This is a genomic window from Streptomyces hamibioticus (assembly GCF_047946815.1).
Taxonomy (GTDB): domain Bacteria; phylum Actinomycetota; class Actinomycetes; order Streptomycetales; family Streptomycetaceae; genus Streptomyces.
This window is the reverse complement of sequence record NZ_JBKKQY010000001.1, coordinates 4,320,797-4,336,234: the sequence shown is the minus strand read 5'-3', so window position 1 is coordinate 4,336,234 and position 15,438 is coordinate 4,320,797. Positions and strand designations below refer to the sequence as shown.

The following is a 15,438-nucleotide window of genomic DNA, read 5'->3' as shown; positions in this document are numbered from 1 at the left end:
TGCCGGGCTCCTCTGCGCCGCTACATCCGCCACACCCATTCACTCAACACAACCAAACATAACACATCACAATCCACCAGCGACGTGATCGCATCACGATCCAACAAAGCTCACCATCAGAAGTGTTCAATTACTGAACACGGAGGCGTAGGTTCCGCTCTGGACCAGTTCGCGCAACGAAGCGAGTGCTTATGGAAACCCCCACATATCTGGCCGCGGAGCTTCGGCTCCCGACCAACTGGCTCGACTATGTGATCCTCGGGATCTACTTCGTCGCCGTCCTCGGCATCGGATTCGCCGCCCGCCGCTCGGTCAAGACGAGCCTGGACTTCTTCCTCTCCGGACGCTCCCTGCCGGCCTGGGTGACCGGCCTGGCGTTCATCGCCGCCAACCTGGGTGCCACCGAGATCCTCGGCATGGCCGCCAACAGTGCCCAGTACGGCGTCTACACCACGCACTGGTACTGGATCGGCGCCATCCCGGCCATGGTCTTCCTCGGCCTGGTGATGATGCCGTTCTACTACGGCAGCAAGGTCCGCTCGGTCCCGGAGTTCCTCCTCCTCCGCTTCGACAAGGCGGCCCACCTGCTGAGTTCGATCCTGTTCGCCGCGGCTTCGATCCTGATCGCCGGGGTGAACCTCTACGCCCTCGCGATCGTCGTCGAGGCACTGCTCGGCTGGCCGCAGTGGGTGGCCATCGTGGTCGCCGGCTTCTTCGTGCTCGCCTACATCACCCTCGGCGGCCTCTCCTCGGCGATCTACAACGAGGTTCTCCAGTTCTTCGTGATCATGGCCGCCCTCATCCCGATCACGATCCTCGGCCTGCGGTCGGTCGGTGGCTGGGACGGCCTGTCCGACACCCTGACCGCGCAGCGCGGCGACAACTTCATGACCGCCTGGGGCGGCACCGGCATCGGCAGCGACAACCCGCTGGGCGCCAACTGGCTGACCATCGTCCTCGGCCTCGGCTTCGTCCTGTCCTTCGGCTACTGGACGACGAACTTCGCCGAGGTGCAGCGCGCGCTGTCCGCGAGGAACCTCTCGGCGGCCAAGCGGACCCCGCTCATCGCGGCGTTCCCCAAGGTCTTCATCGTCTTCCTGGTGATGATCCCGGGCCTGGTCGCCGCGGCGCTGATCCCCCGGTTCGGCACACCGGGGTCGGGCTACCAGTACAACGACGCCATCCCGTACCTGATGCAGCAGCTGCTGCCCAACGGTGTGCTCGGCATCGCGGTGACCGGTCTGCTCGCCGCGTTCATGGCGGGCATGGCGGCCAACATCTCCGCCTTCAACACGGTCTTCACCAACGACATCTGGTCCAGGTACGTGGCGAAGGGCCGCCGGGACGACTACTACGTGCGCTTCGGCCGGCTGATCACCGCGATCGGGGTGCTGGCGTCGATCGGCACGGCGTTCCTGGCGTCGTCCTTCTCGAACATCATGGCGTACCTCCAGACGCTGTTCTCCTTCTTCAACGTGCCGATGTTCGTGGTCTTCATCATCGGCATGTTCTGGAAGCGGGCGTCCATGAAGTCCGGCTTCTGGGGCCTGCTCGCGGGCACCACCGCCGCGATGGTCAACTACTTCGTCATCTACGAGCAGGGGATCATCGACATCCCGTCCGACCAGGGCGCCAACTTCGTCTCCGCGATCGCCGGGTTCGTGGCCGGCGCGGTGGTGATGGTCGGCGTGACCCTGTTCACCAAGCCCAAGCCGGCCTCCGAACTCCAGGGCCTGGTCTACGGCACCCGCTCGCCCGGCATGGCCGAGCCGCCGGCCGAGGGCGACGACGCGTGGTACCGGAAGCCGGCGCTGCTGGGGTGGGGTGCGGTGGTGCTGGCCGCCGCCTGCTACATCCCGTTCTCGTTCTGATTGCGGGAGGATGGAGAGAGTATGTCCGAGTTCTACTCCGAGAAGGACGTCCAGCGGGAGGTCTCCGAGCTGGAGACCAAGTCCGCGACGGCCGCGAAGCTGTTCGACATCCGGCGGATCATCGGCGGCCTGTTCGTCATCTACGGCGTCATCGTCACCATCGCGGGATTCACGGCGTCCGACGCCGACATCGCCAAGGCGGAGGGCGTGAACATCAACCTGTGGACCGGGCTGGGGATGCTGCTCCTGGGCCTGCTGTTCCTGCTGTGGCTGAAGCTGAGGCCCACGGCCCCACCGCCACCGGCTCCGGTACCGGAGGAACGGGACGAGTAGCGCCGAGCCGGTGACCGCGCGGCCCGGCTGACGGCGGGGCGTCGCGCAGCCCGGCGGAACGGGGTGCCGCCCGCGGCGCGCATGGGGCGACTGGCCGGGGCGCTGCCCGCAGTCGCCCCGTTCGCGCCGCAGGCATCCACCCACCACGCCGCACCCGCCGCACAACACACCTCAGTCGGTGACGCCCCGGCGTACCGGACCCGCCCGCTCCAGCAGGCCCGTGCGGGCCGCCAGGGCCGCTGCCTCCAGGCGGGACCCGACCCCCAGTTTCATCAGGACCCGCTGAACGTGCGTACGGGCCGTCGAAGGCGCGATGCCCATGCCCGCCGCGATCAGCCGGGTGTCCTCCCCGTCGGCGACCCGCACCAGTACTTCGACCTCCCGCGGCGTGAGCATCTGCAACAGCCGCTGCCCCTCGTCGTCCGGTTGCGCCACCGGGTTCAGCAGTTCCCCGAACGCCCCCTGCAACAACCCCGGCGCCACCGCCGCCTCCCCCGCCCGCGCCTTCATGATCGCGCGCTCGACCCCCTCGATGCGCTCGTCGTGCCGCACATATCCCGACGCCCCGGCCGCGAACGCCGCCGCGATGCCGCGCGGACTCGGCACCGGCCCCAGCACCAGTACCGCCACCTGCGGACGCTCCCGCTTGATCTTCACGACCGGGTCGAAGATCCCCGGCTCGGCCGGCATCGCCGTACCCAGCAGGCACACCTCCGGCGCCCGGGTGATCACCAGCTCCGCCGCACCCGCGGCGGGCGCCGCCGCGGCCAGCACCCGGTGTCCACGCAGCTTCAGCGCCGAGGCCAGCGCCTCGGCGAGCAATCGGTGGTCGTCGACCACCATCAGCCGCACTCCCATCGAGCAACCCCCCAGTCCCCGATCCCCGGTCCCTGATCCGCGACGCCTGATCCGCGATGCCCGGAAGCTACACGCTCGTTCGGCGTCGCGCTCTCCCTACCGGTAAGAACTGCCCCGGATCGCCGAGATTCCTCGCGTCACGCGTCACGCGTCACGGCCCCGTCCCTGCTCAGGGACGGGGCCGTGACCCGCACACACGTACCGGTGCCGCTCAGCCGTTCGTGCCGAACGCCACCGCCAGATACTCCTTGTCGTCCCCGCTGGTCAGCTCACTGGCGTACACCTGCGACATGTACAGCCGCCCCTGCCCGTACAGCAGCTCGGAGTAGTCCGGCGACATGCTGGTCTCCACGTCGCGCACCTGCTCCGTCGCCGGGTTCTCCAGCAGCGTCGTCTGCTTGAACGACCCGCCGTCGATGCTCACGACCTGCCCGCCCTTGTCATAGGGCGGGCGCTTGTACGCCAGCACATTGCCGCCGTCCATCCGCAGCGGAATGATCGTGTAGCCCTCGCCCGCGTCGGCCCGCTGCCCGGTCTGCTTACCGGTGGCCAGGTCGAACGCGACGACCTCGTTGGTCCGGCTGTAGCCCTCGCCGCTGCCCTCGTGCTCCTCGGTCGGGATGTACAGCCGGTCGTTGCCGACCGCGAGCCCCGAGCAGTGCTCGACTCGGGAGATGTTGTCGCAGCGGGCCGCGAACTCCTCGCCCGGCGCGGAGATGCGCGCGCGCAGCTTGCCAGTCTTGTTGTCGATGGAGAAGAAGTCCGAGATGCCGCTGCCGTCCCCGGCGGAGTCGCCGACGTCGGCGGAGACCACCAGCGGGTTGGTCGACACGATGCCCGCGTACTCGATGCCCTTGGCCATCTTGTACTCCGAGATCACCTTCCCGGACTTCGGGTCGACGGTCTGGATGTGCAGCTGACGGGCGTCGTAGGAGCCGCACTTGCGCACCGCGACCAGCTTCTCGCCGCCGCCGTAGCCGGCGTCGTAGCAGGTGTCGGTCGGCTTGGGGCTCCACAGCTGGTCGCCGGAGTCGATGTCCCAGGCGACCCCGCCGCTGGTGCTGCCGGCGGCCACCGTGTTGCCGCTGATCGTGACGTTGTCGACGGAGATCGGCCGGTCACCGGTCTTGCCGGTCTTCGTCCACAGCTTCTTGCCGGTGTCGAGGTCGATCACGGCGACCTGGCTGCAGCCGTGGTGGCTCTTGGCCTTGGTCGGCATGTCCGGCTGGTAGACGACGACCGTCTTGTTGTCGTCGGTGATGTGATCGGTGGCCGTGCACACCGGGCCGTCCAGCGGCAGCTTCCACAGCTCGCTGCCCTTTTCGGGGTCGTAGCCGACGATCTCGGCGATGCCGCTCTTGGCGTACACCTTGTCGGTGAGCCACGACCCGGAGACGACGACGCTGCGGAGGTCCTTGCTCACCGCGGGCGCCGGCACCTGGAAGAGCACCTTGGCACCGGGGTCGGACGGCGCCTTCTCCTTGCCGCCCGCCGTCTTGCCGCCGTCCCCGCCACCGTCGCCGTTCTTCTCGTCCCCGCCACCGGAGTCGGCGCTGCTGTTCTTGTCGCCGTCCTTGCCGGAGGAGTTGGCGTACCACACACCGGTGCCGATGATCAGGGCGATCGCGACGACGGCCGAGACGATGATGGCGACCTGGGCGTTGATCTTCCGCCCGCCGCCCGGGCCGGGCTGCGGCGCCATCGGCACCGTGGCCTGCGGATAGCCGTACCCGGGGCCGGGCGGCTGCTGGCCGTACGGCGGCGTCCCGTACCCGCCGGGCCCGGACGGCGGCGTGCCGTACGCGCCCGGCTGGGGCGTGCCGTACCCGCCCGGCTGCGGCTGCCCCGGGTAGCCGTACCCCGGCTGCGGAGCCGGCGGCGTCTGCGGGTAGCCGTACCCGGGCTGCGGTGCCCCGGCCGGCGGGGTGGGCGGAGCCGCCGGCGCGCCCTGCGGCGCGGGGGGCGTCTGCGGGTAGCCGTAACCCGGCTGGGGCAAGGCGAGGTCCGGCCCGCCCTCGGGCGACGCAGGCTGCTGCGGCGCCGGCTGCTGCGGCGGCTGTTCAGGGGGCGGACCGAAACCTCCCCCCTGCGGCGGCTGGTTGGGCGGCGGAGGCGGCGGCTGGGTCATGACGTGAGTACCTCGCGGAAGAACTCGGAGGAGGAGAAGAAGAAGAGGAGAAGGAGAGGAAGAGGACCGGAGAGACCGGAGAGACCGGAAGGAAGGTCACTTGCCGTAGGCCAGCATCAACTTCTCCTTCGTGTCGTCGTTGCCGGTCAGCCGGGTGCTGGAGAGGTAGAAGCGCCCGTCGACCCACGCGATGTCCGCGGAGAAGAAGCTGTTCTCGACCTGCGCGGCCCCCTGCGGGTTCTGCAGCAGCTTCGTCGGCTCGTGGCTGCCGCCGCCCGTCGGGATGGAGACGACCTGGCCGCCGGCGTCGTAGGAGGGCTGCACGTACGCGATGAGCTTGCCGCCCTCGACCTGCATCGGCGTCATCGACTCCTCCGCAGGCGACTTCGCCCGCCACTTCTCCTTGCCGTTGGAGAGGTTGATCGCGACGATCTCGTTGGCGCCGGTGGTCGCCTTGGTGGGCAGGTAGAGGGTGTCGTCGTCGACGGCGACGCCCTGGCAGCCCTGGAGGTCGCGGTCGAGGATGGCCCAGCCGCACTCGGGGGCGAAGTCCTCGTCGACATCGACCTGTGAGGTGACCTTGCCACGCTCGAAGGTGGAGATGTTCCAGACCTTCTTGTCCTCGTTGGTGGCGTAGACGACCAGCGGATCGACGGAGTAGGTCCGGCCGATCCGCCAGCCCTTGTCGTACTTGTACGTCCACTGGACCTTGCCGGTCCTCGGGTCGAGCCCCTGCATCTCGTCGTGCTCGTTGGTGCCGCCGGCGCCGCAGGAGGCGACCTGGATCAGCTTGCCACTGCCGCCGGCGAACCCGGCGGGGAAGCAGGCGTCGCCGTACCGCTTCTTGTCGTAGAGCTTCTTGCCGCTGGTCACGTCGTACGCCGTGCCGGACTGGGAGCGGCCGACCATCAGGACGTCGTCGACGACCGTCATCTCGATGGACAGGGTCGAGTCGAACAGCTCGCCGTCCGCGACCTCCTCCTTCCAGCCCTTCTCGCCGGTGGCGAGGTCGATCTCCTGGAGCTGGTTGCACTCGGCGCGGTCGCTGGAGCCGCTCATGTACGCGACGACGATCTTGTCGTCGGCGGTCTTCTCCGGAGTGACCGCGCAGATCTTCTGCGGGAAGGTGATGGCGTCCCAGGTGGGCTTGCCGTCCCCGACGTTGTAGGCGAAGAGCTGCTTGTACGCCGCCTTCACCGCGGTCTTGTCGGTGATCCACATGCCGGGGGCGTCGGCGCCGGAACCGGGCGCGTCGGGCGCCTCCTTGTACCAGAGCACCTTGGCCTCGCCGGCCTGGCGTCCCTCGTTGAGGTCGTCCGGGTCCTCGCCGCCGTCACCGTCGCCGTCACCGGGGTTGACCGGGTCGCTGCCGGGCTCGGACGGCTTGGCGTCGTCGCTCTGCTGGGCGACGGGCTTCTTGTCCTTGCCGTCGTCGCCGCTGCCGGTGACCGCCCACACCGTGGCGCCGATGACCAGCAGCGCCGCGACGGCCGCGCCGATGGCGATGGCGGGCTTGCCCTTGAACCAGCCGCCGGGGCCGGAGCCGGGCGGCGGGGTGCCGGGCGCGCCGGGGAACTGGGGCTGCTGCGGATAGCCGTAACCGGGCTGCTGCCCGTACGGGCCGGGCTGCTGGGGCTGGGCGTAGGGACCGGAGTTGTACGGGCCGGGCTGCTGCGGCGCGCCGTAGGGCCCCGGCTGCTGCGGGTACCCGTACCCCGGCTGCGGCGCCCCGGCCGGCGGGGTCGGCGGAGTGCCCGGCGGGCCCTGCGGAGGCGGCGGAGTGCCCGGCGCGCCGTGCGGAGGCGGCGGGGGCTGCGGGGCTCCGAAGCCCCCCGACGGTGGCGGATCCTGCGGTGCTCCGAAGCCACCGGGCTGCGGCGGCTGGTTGGGCGGCTGAGTCATCAGCGCGTTCCCCCTTACTCACTGATTTTTAGCCACGCCCTGTGGTACGCAGTCGTCTTGGAGACGACTCGGGCAGTTACGAGCGCGGTGCTCTGCCGGCCCTTTCTATCACCCGGCATCGAGGGCACACCGGGCCGCGTCCGCCCCTGTACCCAAGGGAGGACCCGCCCGTGATGCCCTCGTTACGCGCCTTCACGCCCCCTTCACGCCACGCGCGCCCCGCACGCAGGACCCGGACGTCCTCGCCTTCGGGGCTCAGGCGTCCTCCGCGAGTTCCAGCCAGCGCATTTCCAGCTCCTCGCGCTGCCCGGTCAGTTCCCGCAGTTCGGCGTCCAGTTCCGCCACCTTCGCGAAGTCGGTGGCGTTGTCGGCGATCCGCGCGTGCAGCTTGCTCTCCTTCTCGGAGATCCGGTCCAGCTGGCGCTCGATCTTCTGGAGTTCCTTCTTGGCGGCGCGCTGGTCGGCGGCGCTCTTCTCGGACGTCTCCGCGGCCGGCCTGGCCGCCGGGACGTTCGCCGCGGCGGCCTCCTCCATCTTCCGGCGCCGCTCCAGGTATTCGTCGATGCCGCGCGGCAGCATCCGCAGGGTGCCGTCGCCGAGCAGGGCGAACACGCGGTCGGTGGTGCGCTCGATGAAGAACCGGTCGTGGGAGATGACGATCATCGAGCCGGGCCAGCCGTCGAGGACGTCCTCCAGCTGGGTCAGGGTCTCGATGTCGAGGTCGTTGGTGGGCTCGTCGAGGAAGAGGACGTTGGGTTCGGCCATGAGCAGGCGCAGCAGCTGGAGCCGGCGCCGCTCACCGCCGGACAGGTCGCCGACCGGCGTCCACTGCTTCTCCTTGCCGAAGCCGAACGTCTCGCACAGCTGCCCGGCGGTCATCTCGCGCCCCTTGCCGAGGTCGACGCGCTCGCGGACCCGCTGCACGGCCTCCAGCACCCGCCAGCGGGGGTCGAGTTCGTCGACCTCCTGCGACAGGTAGGCCAGCTTCACGGTCCTGCCGACGCGGACCCGGCCGCCCGCGGGCTGCTGCTCCCCGTCGCTCACGGCGGCGTCGGCGAGGGCGCGCAGCAGGGAGGTCTTGCCGGCGCCGTTGACGCCGACGAGGCCGATCCGGTCACCCGGGCCGAGCTGCCAGGTCACGTGCTTCAGCAGCACCTTGGGACCGGCCTGGACGGTGACGTCCTCCAGGTCGAACACGGTCTTGCCGAGCCGGGAGGAGGCGAACTTCATCAGCTCGCTGCTGTCCCGGGGCGGCGGCACGTCCTTGATCAGCTCGTTGGCGGCCTCGACGCGGAAGCGCGGCTTGGAGGTGCGGGCGGGCGCTCCGCGCCGCAGCCAGGCCAGCTCCTTGCGGACCAGGTTCTGCCGCTTGGCCTCCTCGGTGGCGGCGATGCGCTCGCGCTCGGCGCGGGCGAAGACGTAGTCCGAGTAGCCGCCCTCGTACTCGTGGACGACGCCGCGCTGCACGTCCCACATGCGGGTGCAGACCTGGTCCAGGAACCACCGGTCGTGGGTGACGCAGACCAGCGCGGAGCGCCGCTCGCGCAGGTGCCGGGCGAGCCAGGCGATGCCCTCGACGTCGAGGTGGTTGGTGGGCTCGTCCAGGACGATGAGGTCCTGTTCGTCGATGAGCAGCTTGGCGAGCGCGATGCGGCGCCGCTCACCGCCGGAGAGCGGTCCGATGACGGTGTCCAGCCCCTGCGGGAACCCGGGCAGGTCCAGCCCGCCGAACAGCCCCGTCAGTACGTCGCGGATCTTGGCGTTGCCCGCCCACTCGTGGTCGGCCAGGTCCCGGATGACCTCGTGGCGCACGGTGGCCTCCGGGTCGAGGGAGTCGTGCTGGGTGAGCACGCCCAGGCGGAGCCCGCCGGAGTGGGTGACCCGGCCGGTGTCGGTCTCCTCCAGCTTGGCGAGCATCCGGATCAGCGTGGTCTTGCCGTCGCCGTTGCGGCCGACGACGCCGATGCGGTCGCCTTCGGAGACTCCGAGGGAGACCCCGTCGAGCAGGGCACGGGTGCCGTACACCTTGCTGACGTTCTCGACATTGACCAGGTTGACGGCCATTTCTCTCCTGCCTGGGGGATCGATCAGCCTTCAAGCGTAGGCCCTGCGGGGGGCGGGGTGACGCGGACGGGGGACGTCACTCTTCGTAGTGACGCATGTCGGACCGTCCCGCTACCGTGCAGGACAGGCAGCAGGATCCCGTCCCTGGGAGGAACCACGCGAACGTCATCGACCTGTTGGTGTGGGGTCTGCGCACGGGACTGCCCGCCGGACTCAAGGTCGGGAAGCCCTACTCCATCGGCATCGGCCTGACCGCCGTCGACGAACTCTGACCCGAGCCCGCTCAGACCACCGTCGCCCCCGGTACCGGCCCCTCCGCCGTGCGCACCGACTTGCAGGTGCCCGACGCCCGGAGCACCGCCGCCACCTCGGCCGCCGACTCGGCGTCCGCGGCGAGGAAGGCCGTGGTCGGGCCGGAGCCGGAGACCAGCGCGGCCAGCGCCCCCGCCGCGCGGCCCGCCGCGAGGGTGTCCGACAGCTCGGGGAAGAGGGAGAGCGCGGCGGGCTGGAGGTCGTTGGAGACGGCGACGGCGAGGGCGCCGGGGTCGCCCTCGGCGAGCGCGTCCAGCACCGGCTGCGCGGCGGCCGGCTCGGGGATGTCCTGCCCCTGCGCCAGCCGGTCGAACTCGCGGAAGACCGCCGGCGTGGACAGCCCGTGCCGGGCCATCGCGAACACCCAGTGGAAGGTGCCGCCCACCTCCAGCTCCGTCAGCTTCTCGCCGCGGCCGGTTCCCAGCGCCGCCCCGCCGATCAGGCTGAACGGCACATCGCTGCCCAGCTCGGCGCAGAGGGCGAGCAGTTCGTCGCGGGGGGCGCCGGTGCCCCACAGGGCGTCGCAGGCGACCAGCGCGCCGGCGCCGTCCGCGCTGCCGCCCGCCATGCCGCCGGCGACGGGGATGTCCTTGGCGATGTGGAGGTGGACGGCGGGCTCACGGCCGTAGCGCTCGGCGAGGGCGAGGGCGGCGCGGGCCGCGAGGTTGGTGCGGTCCAGGGGGACCTGGCCGGCGTCCGGGCCCGCGCAGGTGACGCGCAGCTCGTCGGCCGGGGTCACGGTGATCTCGTCGTACAGGCCGACGGCGAGGAAGACGTTGGCCAGGTCGTGGTAGCCGTCCGGGCGGGCGGCGCCCACCGCGAGCTGGACGTTGACCTTGGCGGGGACGCGGACGGTGACGCTCACGTGGCGGACTCCTCGGGTGCGGCGCCGCGCTGTTCGGCGACGCGCGCGAACTCCTCGACGGTCAGGGACTCCCCCCGCGCCTGCGGCGACACCCCGGCGGCGACCAGCGCGGCCTCCGCGGCGGGGGCCGACCCGGCCCACCCGGCGAGCGCGGCCCGCAGGGTCTTGCGACGCTGCGCGAACGCGGCGTCGACAACGGCGAAGACCTCCTTCTTGGAGGCGGTCGTCTTGATCGGTTCGGTGCGGCGGACCAGCGACACCAGCCCGCTGTCCACGTTCGGCGCCGGCCAGAAGACGTTGCGGCCGATGGCACCGGCCCGCTTGACCTCGGCGTACCAGTTCGCCTTCACGGACGGCACGCCGTACACCCTGGAGCCCGGGCCAGCGGCGAGGCGGTCGGCGACCTCCGCCTGGACCATGACGAGGGTGCGCTCGATGGTCGGGAAGGTGTCGAGCATGTGCAGGAGCACGGGCACGGCCACGTTGTAGGGCAGGTTGGCGACCAGCGCGGTCGGCGCCGGGCCGGGCAGCTCGGTGACGTGCATGGCGTCGGAGTGGACGAGCGCGAACCGCTCGGCGCGCTCGGGCATGCGGGCGGCGACGGTGGCGGGCAGGGCCGCGGCGAGGACGTCGTCGATCTCCACGGCGGTGACCCGGTCGGCGGCCTCCAGCAGCGCCAGGGTGAGCGAGCCGAGCCCCGGCCCGACCTCGACCACGACGTCGTCCGGGCGGACGTCGGCGGTGCGGACGATCCGCCGGACGGTGTTCGCGTCGATCACGAAGTTCTGGCCGCGCTGCTTGGTGGGGCGGACGCCGAGGGCTGCCGCCAGCTCACGGACATCGGCGGGGCCCAGCAGGGCATCGTGCGGGGTGGGGCTGCTCACCCCGCAAGGGTAGCCGGGGGCGGACGGGGGTGGCGCCAGGTCACCGGGGGCGGCCGACGGCGGCCACGGCTCACGGCCGGAAGCGGCCGACGGCCGCCGCAGCACGCGACCCGGGGCGGTCGGCGGCGGCCGCAGCTCACACTCCGAAGCAGTCCGCGGCAGCCACGGCCCGCGACCCGGAGCAATCGGCGACCACCGCAACCCACACCCCGAAGCAGTCCGCGGCAGCCGTGGGGTGGTCGGGGCGAGTGGGTGGGGCACCCGCTCGTGCGAGGTCATCCGTGCAGCCGGGCGCCGCAGTGCGGCCAGGGGCTCGCACCCTGGCGCACGTACAGCTTCTTCGCCCGGTACGTCTGCTCCGCGGCCGGCGCGTCCTCGGGGCGGCCCTGGCCGCCGAGGCTCTGCCAGGTCCGGGTGTCGAACTGGTACAGGCCGCCGTACGTCCCCGAGGGGTCGACCGCGTCCGGCCGGCCCCCGGACTCGCACGCCGCCAGGCCCTGCCAGTTCAGATGGTCGGCGCCCTGCACGGACGTCGGTCGCGGCTTCGTGCCGACGTGCACCACCTGGGCGCGCGGCTCGCGCACCACCTCGGTCTCGATCCGGCGCGGCTTCTGCCGGACCCCGTTGACGGTGCGCACGGCGTACGTCGTCCGCCGCAGTCCCGGCCGCCCGGCCTGCCGGACGACCTCCGTGCCCCGGTAGAGGGAGGCGTCCTGCATGCGCCGCACCGGGAACGGGATGGCCTCCTCGTGGACCTTCTTCTCGCCCTTGATCCGCAGCACGGTCACGGTCTGCCCGTCGCGCGGGAAGCTGCCGGGCGGGACGGAGGTGGTGTCCTCGCCGCGCAGGGACACCCCGGCCTCCTCGACGGCCTCCCGCACGGTCGCCGCGTTGGTGCGGACCGTGCGGGCGCGGCCGTCGGCCATGACGGTGACGACCCGCTCGGTGCGCACGTCCAGGGCGAGGCCCTCGCGGCCGATGTGCCGGGAGCGCGAGGTGGACAGGTACGCGCCCTCCGCGCGCACCCCGAGCTGCCGGAGCGCCCCTTCGACCGTCTCCGCCGTCGTCCACACCTGGCGCCGGCTGCCGTCCAGGGTGAGCAGCACCGGACGGCCGTGCCGGACGGCGATCTCGTCGCCGCTGGTCAGCTCGGCGCCGGGAGCAGGGGCGATCATGTCGTGGGCGCCGACCTGGACGCCCTCCTCGGCGAGCAGCTCACCCACGTCGTCGGCGAAGGTGTGCAGCGTGCGCGGTTCGCCGTCGACGGTCAGCCGCACCGCCTTGTCCTCGGCGACGAAGGCGGTGGTGCCGCCCGCGAGGAACGCCACGACCAGCGCCCGCGGCAGCAGCCGGCGTACGGAGCCGTCCGCGCGCTCGGCGTACCGCGCCCTGCGCCGGCGCGCACCGCGTCCACCGGGCTCGGGAAGTGGAGCGCTCTGCCGGGGCAGCACCGGTTCCGTCGGCGCGGGCGGCCGCGGCCACTCGGGCGACTCGTAGGCGGGCCGGTAGGTGTCGGCGTAGGGCAGCGTCGGCGCGGAGTGCACGTCATACGGCTCGTACGGCGGCTCGTACGGCGGCTGGTAGCGCGCGTGCGCCCCGTAGGCGCCGTGAGCGTCGTGTGCCTGGTGGGTCTCATAGGCCCCGTACGCCCCATAGGTCTCGCCGTACTTCTCGCCGTACGTCTGGTCGTACGTCTCGTACGTCTCGTACGTCTCGAACTGCGACTTGCTCACGCCGACACGCTCCAGCGGTCCAGAGGCTTTCCGGATCGGGCCCCCAGAACCTAGCCGAGCGATCGTCACTCTCCAAAGCGGCGCGGCTACACAGCGTGCGTCAATAGGCGAAAGCCCGTGCCGTGTTCGCCCCGAGGGCCGTCGCCATCGCGTCCTCGTCGATGCCCCGCACGGCGGCCATCGCACGCACCGTGACCGGCACCAGATAGGGCGCGTTGGGCCGGCCGCGGTAGGGCACCGGCGTCAGGAACGGCGCGTCGGTCTCCACCAGGACCAGCTCCAGCGGCGCCGCGGCGAGCGCGTCGCGCAGGTTGTGGGCGTTCTTGAAGGTGACGTTGCCGGCGAAGGACATGAAGTACCCGGCGCGGGCGCAGGCCTCGGCCATCTCGGCGTCGCCCGAGTAGCAGTGGAAGACGGTGCGCTCGGGGGCGCCCTCCTCCTTCAGCACGCGCAGCACGTCCGCGTGGGCGTCGCGGTCGTGGATGACCAGGGCCTTGCCGTGCCGCTTGGCGATCTCGATGTGGGCGCGGAAGGAGCGCTCCTGCGCCTCCTTGCCCTCGTCCCCGGTGCGGAAGTAGTCGAGTCCCGTCTCGCCGACACCCTTGACCTGCGGCAGGGCCGCCAGCCGGTCGATCTCGGCGAGGGCCTCGTCGAGCCCCGTGTCCCCGCCGGGCTCGCGGGCCCCCTGCCGGGACCAGCCGTCCGGGTCACCGTGCACGATGCGGGGCGCCTCGTTCGGGTGCAGGGCGACGGTGGCGTGGACGCTGCCGTGCGCCGCCGCGGTCTCGGCCGCCCAGCGCGAGCCCTTCACGTCGCAGCCGACCTGCACGACCGTCGTCACCCCGACCGACGCGGCCTTCGCGAGGGCCTCCTCGACCGTGCCGGACTGCATGTCGAGGTGGGTGTGCGAGTCGGCGACCGGCACACGGAGGGGGTCGGGGAGCGGCGGCGACTCGTGCTTGTCGCGCTTGCAGGCCGGGGCGTTCGAAGACATGCCCCGATCCTACGAAAGGGGCGGGCGCGGCGGCCCTCCGGAGCGGTCAGCCCGCCCTGCGGTGCAGGTGGAGGGCCTGGAGGAGGTCGGACAGGTGCCAGTGGTGCCGATCGCCGGCCCGGCGCGAGGCACCCGTCCGGCCCGGCGCCCCCGTCCGCCCCGGCGCCTGCGCCTGCCCCGGCACCTGCGGCACCTCCACAGGCCCTGCGGGCGGCACCCGGCGCTGCTGGTGGGCGGCGCCGCGCACCGAGGCCACCCGCCCGGGCCGCATGATCCGCACCACATGGCCGTCGCAGTTCTGGCAGGTGGGCCGGGTCAGCGGGGAGGGCACGATCCGGCCGTCCGCCAGGTACCGCACGACCTCCCTGCCCTCGGCGTCCGTGTGGTGCTCGATCGCGTAGGACTGCTCCCAGCCGTACCCGCAGCGCATGCAGGCGAAGGAGTACGACTCGTGCACCACGGCGTCGGTTCCTGCGGTCTCGTCCATACGTCCAGTGGACTCCTCGACCGGCCCGAAAGCACCGGACCTGTCAAACAATTGGCGCCGATTTGGGCATCGTTTGCCACAGCGCCCGGTGTCTTTGCCGGCCCATGGGGCGGACCTGCCCCGCCGTTCACCCCGCGGAGTTCTTCGCCGCCACCACCGCGTCGAACACCTCGCGCTTGGGCACCCCCGCCTCGACGGCCACCGCGGCGATCGCCTCCTTGCGCCGCTCCCCCGCCTCCTCGCGGACCCGCACCCGGCGCACCAGTTCCTCGGCGCCGATCTCCTCGGGTCCCGTGTCCGGTGCGCCCTCGACCACGACGGTGATCTCGCCGCGCACGCCCTCGGCCGCCCAAGCGGCCAGCTCGCCCAGCGGGCCGCGCCTGACCTCCTCGTACGTCTTGGTCAGCTCCCGGCAGACGGCGGCCCGCCGCTCCTCGCCGAACACCTCGGCCATCGCGGCGAGCGTGTCGTCGAGCCGGTGCGGGGCCTCGAAGTACACGAGGGTGCGGCGCTCCCCGGCGACCTCGCGCAGCCGCGAACGCCGCTCGCCCCCCTTGCGCGGCAGGAAGCCCTCGAAGCAGAAGCGGTCGACCGGCAGCCCGGACAGGGCGAGCGCGGTGAGCACCGCGGACGGACCGGGCACGGCGGTGACGCGGACGTCCCGCTCGACGGCCGCGGCGACCAGCCGGTACCCGGGGTCGGACACCGACGGCATCCCGGCGTCGGTCACCAGCAGCACGCGCGCGCCGCCCACCAGTTCCTCGACCAGCTCGGGGGTGCGGGCCGACTCGTTGCCCTCGAAGTACGACACCACCCGGCCCTTCGGGGTGACGCCGAGGGCCTGGGTGAGCCGGCGCAGCCGCCGGGTGTCCTCGGCGGCGACGACGTCGGCGCCGGCCAGCTCCTCGGCGAGCCGGGGCGGGGCGTCGGCGATGTCCCCGATGGGGGTGCCGGCGAGGACCAGGGTTCCGGGTGCCACTGTCACCTCTCCATCCTCCCAGCACCGC

At 71.9% G+C, this 15,438-nt stretch carries 13 protein-coding genes; 3 read left to right on the top strand and 10 right to left on the bottom strand.

Annotated elements, in window-relative coordinates; all coding sequences use genetic code 11:
- Nucleotides 1-191: 191 nt before the first annotated feature.
- The gene (locus tag ACLGIH_RS19590) at nt 192-1,871 is read left to right on the top strand and encodes a sodium:solute symporter family protein (RefSeq protein WP_416526537.1); all 1,680 of its coding nucleotides are present in this window, start codon (nt 192-194) and stop codon (nt 1,869-1,871) included.
- 21 nt (nt 1,872-1,892) lie between these two features.
- On the top strand, nt 1,893-2,204 hold the full coding sequence (locus ACLGIH_RS19585; protein WP_416526536.1) for a hypothetical protein: 312 nt from the start codon (nt 1,893-1,895) through the stop codon (nt 2,202-2,204).
- Between the two features lie 171 nt (nt 2,205-2,375).
- Here ACLGIH_RS19585 and ACLGIH_RS19580 read toward each other — a convergent pair whose 3' ends face one another.
- The 4 genes from ACLGIH_RS19580 to ACLGIH_RS19565 form a co-directional block, all read right to left on the bottom strand.
- On the bottom strand, nt 2,376-3,062 hold the full coding sequence (locus ACLGIH_RS19580) for a helix-turn-helix transcriptional regulator (RefSeq protein ID WP_416526535.1): 687 nt from the start codon (nt 3,060-3,062) through the stop codon (nt 2,376-2,378).
- A 211-nt stretch (nt 3,063-3,273) separates the two neighbouring features.
- Nucleotides 3,274-5,190: an outer membrane protein assembly factor BamB family protein gene (locus ACLGIH_RS19575; protein ID WP_416526534.1), complete on the bottom strand. Its 1,917-nt coding sequence runs from the start codon at nt 5,188-5,190 to the stop codon at nt 3,274-3,276.
- A gap of 96 nt (nt 5,191-5,286) precedes the next feature.
- Nucleotides 5,287-7,092 (bottom strand): outer membrane protein assembly factor BamB family protein, encoded by a 1,806-nt coding sequence (locus ACLGIH_RS19570; RefSeq protein WP_416526533.1) that lies wholly within the window; start codon nt 7,090-7,092, stop codon nt 5,287-5,289.
- Nucleotides 7,093-7,347: 255 nt separating this feature from the next.
- Entirely contained in the window at nt 7,348-9,156 is a 1,809-nt protein-coding gene (locus ACLGIH_RS19565; RefSeq protein WP_416526532.1) for an ABC-F family ATP-binding cassette domain-containing protein, read from the bottom strand.
- Between the two features lie 116 nt (nt 9,157-9,272).
- Between ACLGIH_RS19565 and ACLGIH_RS19560 the strand changes: the two genes are divergently transcribed.
- On the top strand, nt 9,273-9,428 hold the full coding sequence (locus ACLGIH_RS19560; RefSeq protein WP_416526531.1) for a hypothetical protein: 156 nt from the start codon (nt 9,273-9,275) through the stop codon (nt 9,426-9,428).
- Between the two features lie 11 nt (nt 9,429-9,439).
- Here ACLGIH_RS19560 and ACLGIH_RS19555 read toward each other — a convergent pair whose 3' ends face one another.
- The 6 genes from ACLGIH_RS19555 to rsmI all read right to left on the bottom strand — a co-directional run bounded on the left by ACLGIH_RS19555 (nt 9,440) and on the right by rsmI (nt 15,416).
- Nucleotides 9,440-10,333 (bottom strand): 4-(cytidine 5'-diphospho)-2-C-methyl-D-erythritol kinase, encoded by an 894-nt coding sequence (locus tag ACLGIH_RS19555; protein ID WP_416526530.1) that lies wholly within the window; start codon nt 10,331-10,333, stop codon nt 9,440-9,442.
- Nucleotides 10,330-11,217 carry a 16S rRNA (adenine(1518)-N(6)/adenine(1519)-N(6))-dimethyltransferase RsmA gene (gene rsmA, locus ACLGIH_RS19550; protein WP_416526529.1) on the bottom strand — a complete coding sequence of 296 codons (888 nt, stop codon included), beginning with the start codon at nt 11,215-11,217 and terminating at the stop codon, nt 10,330-10,332. Before rsmA ends, ACLGIH_RS19555 begins: the two co-directional genes overlap by 4 nt.
- A gap of 275 nt (nt 11,218-11,492) precedes the next feature.
- Complete coding sequence (locus ACLGIH_RS19545; RefSeq protein WP_416526528.1) at nt 11,493-12,950, bottom strand: ubiquitin-like domain-containing protein; 1,458 nt, start codon at nt 12,948-12,950, stop codon at nt 11,493-11,495.
- Nucleotides 12,951-13,050: 100 nt separating this feature from the next.
- On the bottom strand, nt 13,051-13,944 hold the full coding sequence (locus ACLGIH_RS19540; protein ID WP_416526527.1) for a TatD family hydrolase: 894 nt from the start codon (nt 13,942-13,944) through the stop codon (nt 13,051-13,053).
- A gap of 46 nt (nt 13,945-13,990) precedes the next feature.
- Nucleotides 13,991-14,431, bottom strand: a complete 441-nt coding sequence (locus ACLGIH_RS19535) for a hypothetical protein (protein ID WP_416526526.1) — start codon at nt 14,429-14,431, stop codon at nt 13,991-13,993.
- 127 nt (nt 14,432-14,558) lie between these two features.
- Complete coding sequence (gene rsmI / locus ACLGIH_RS19530) at nt 14,559-15,416, bottom strand: 16S rRNA (cytidine(1402)-2'-O)-methyltransferase (protein ID WP_416526525.1); 858 nt, start codon at nt 15,414-15,416, stop codon at nt 14,559-14,561.
- Nucleotides 15,417-15,438 lie beyond the last annotated feature (22 nt).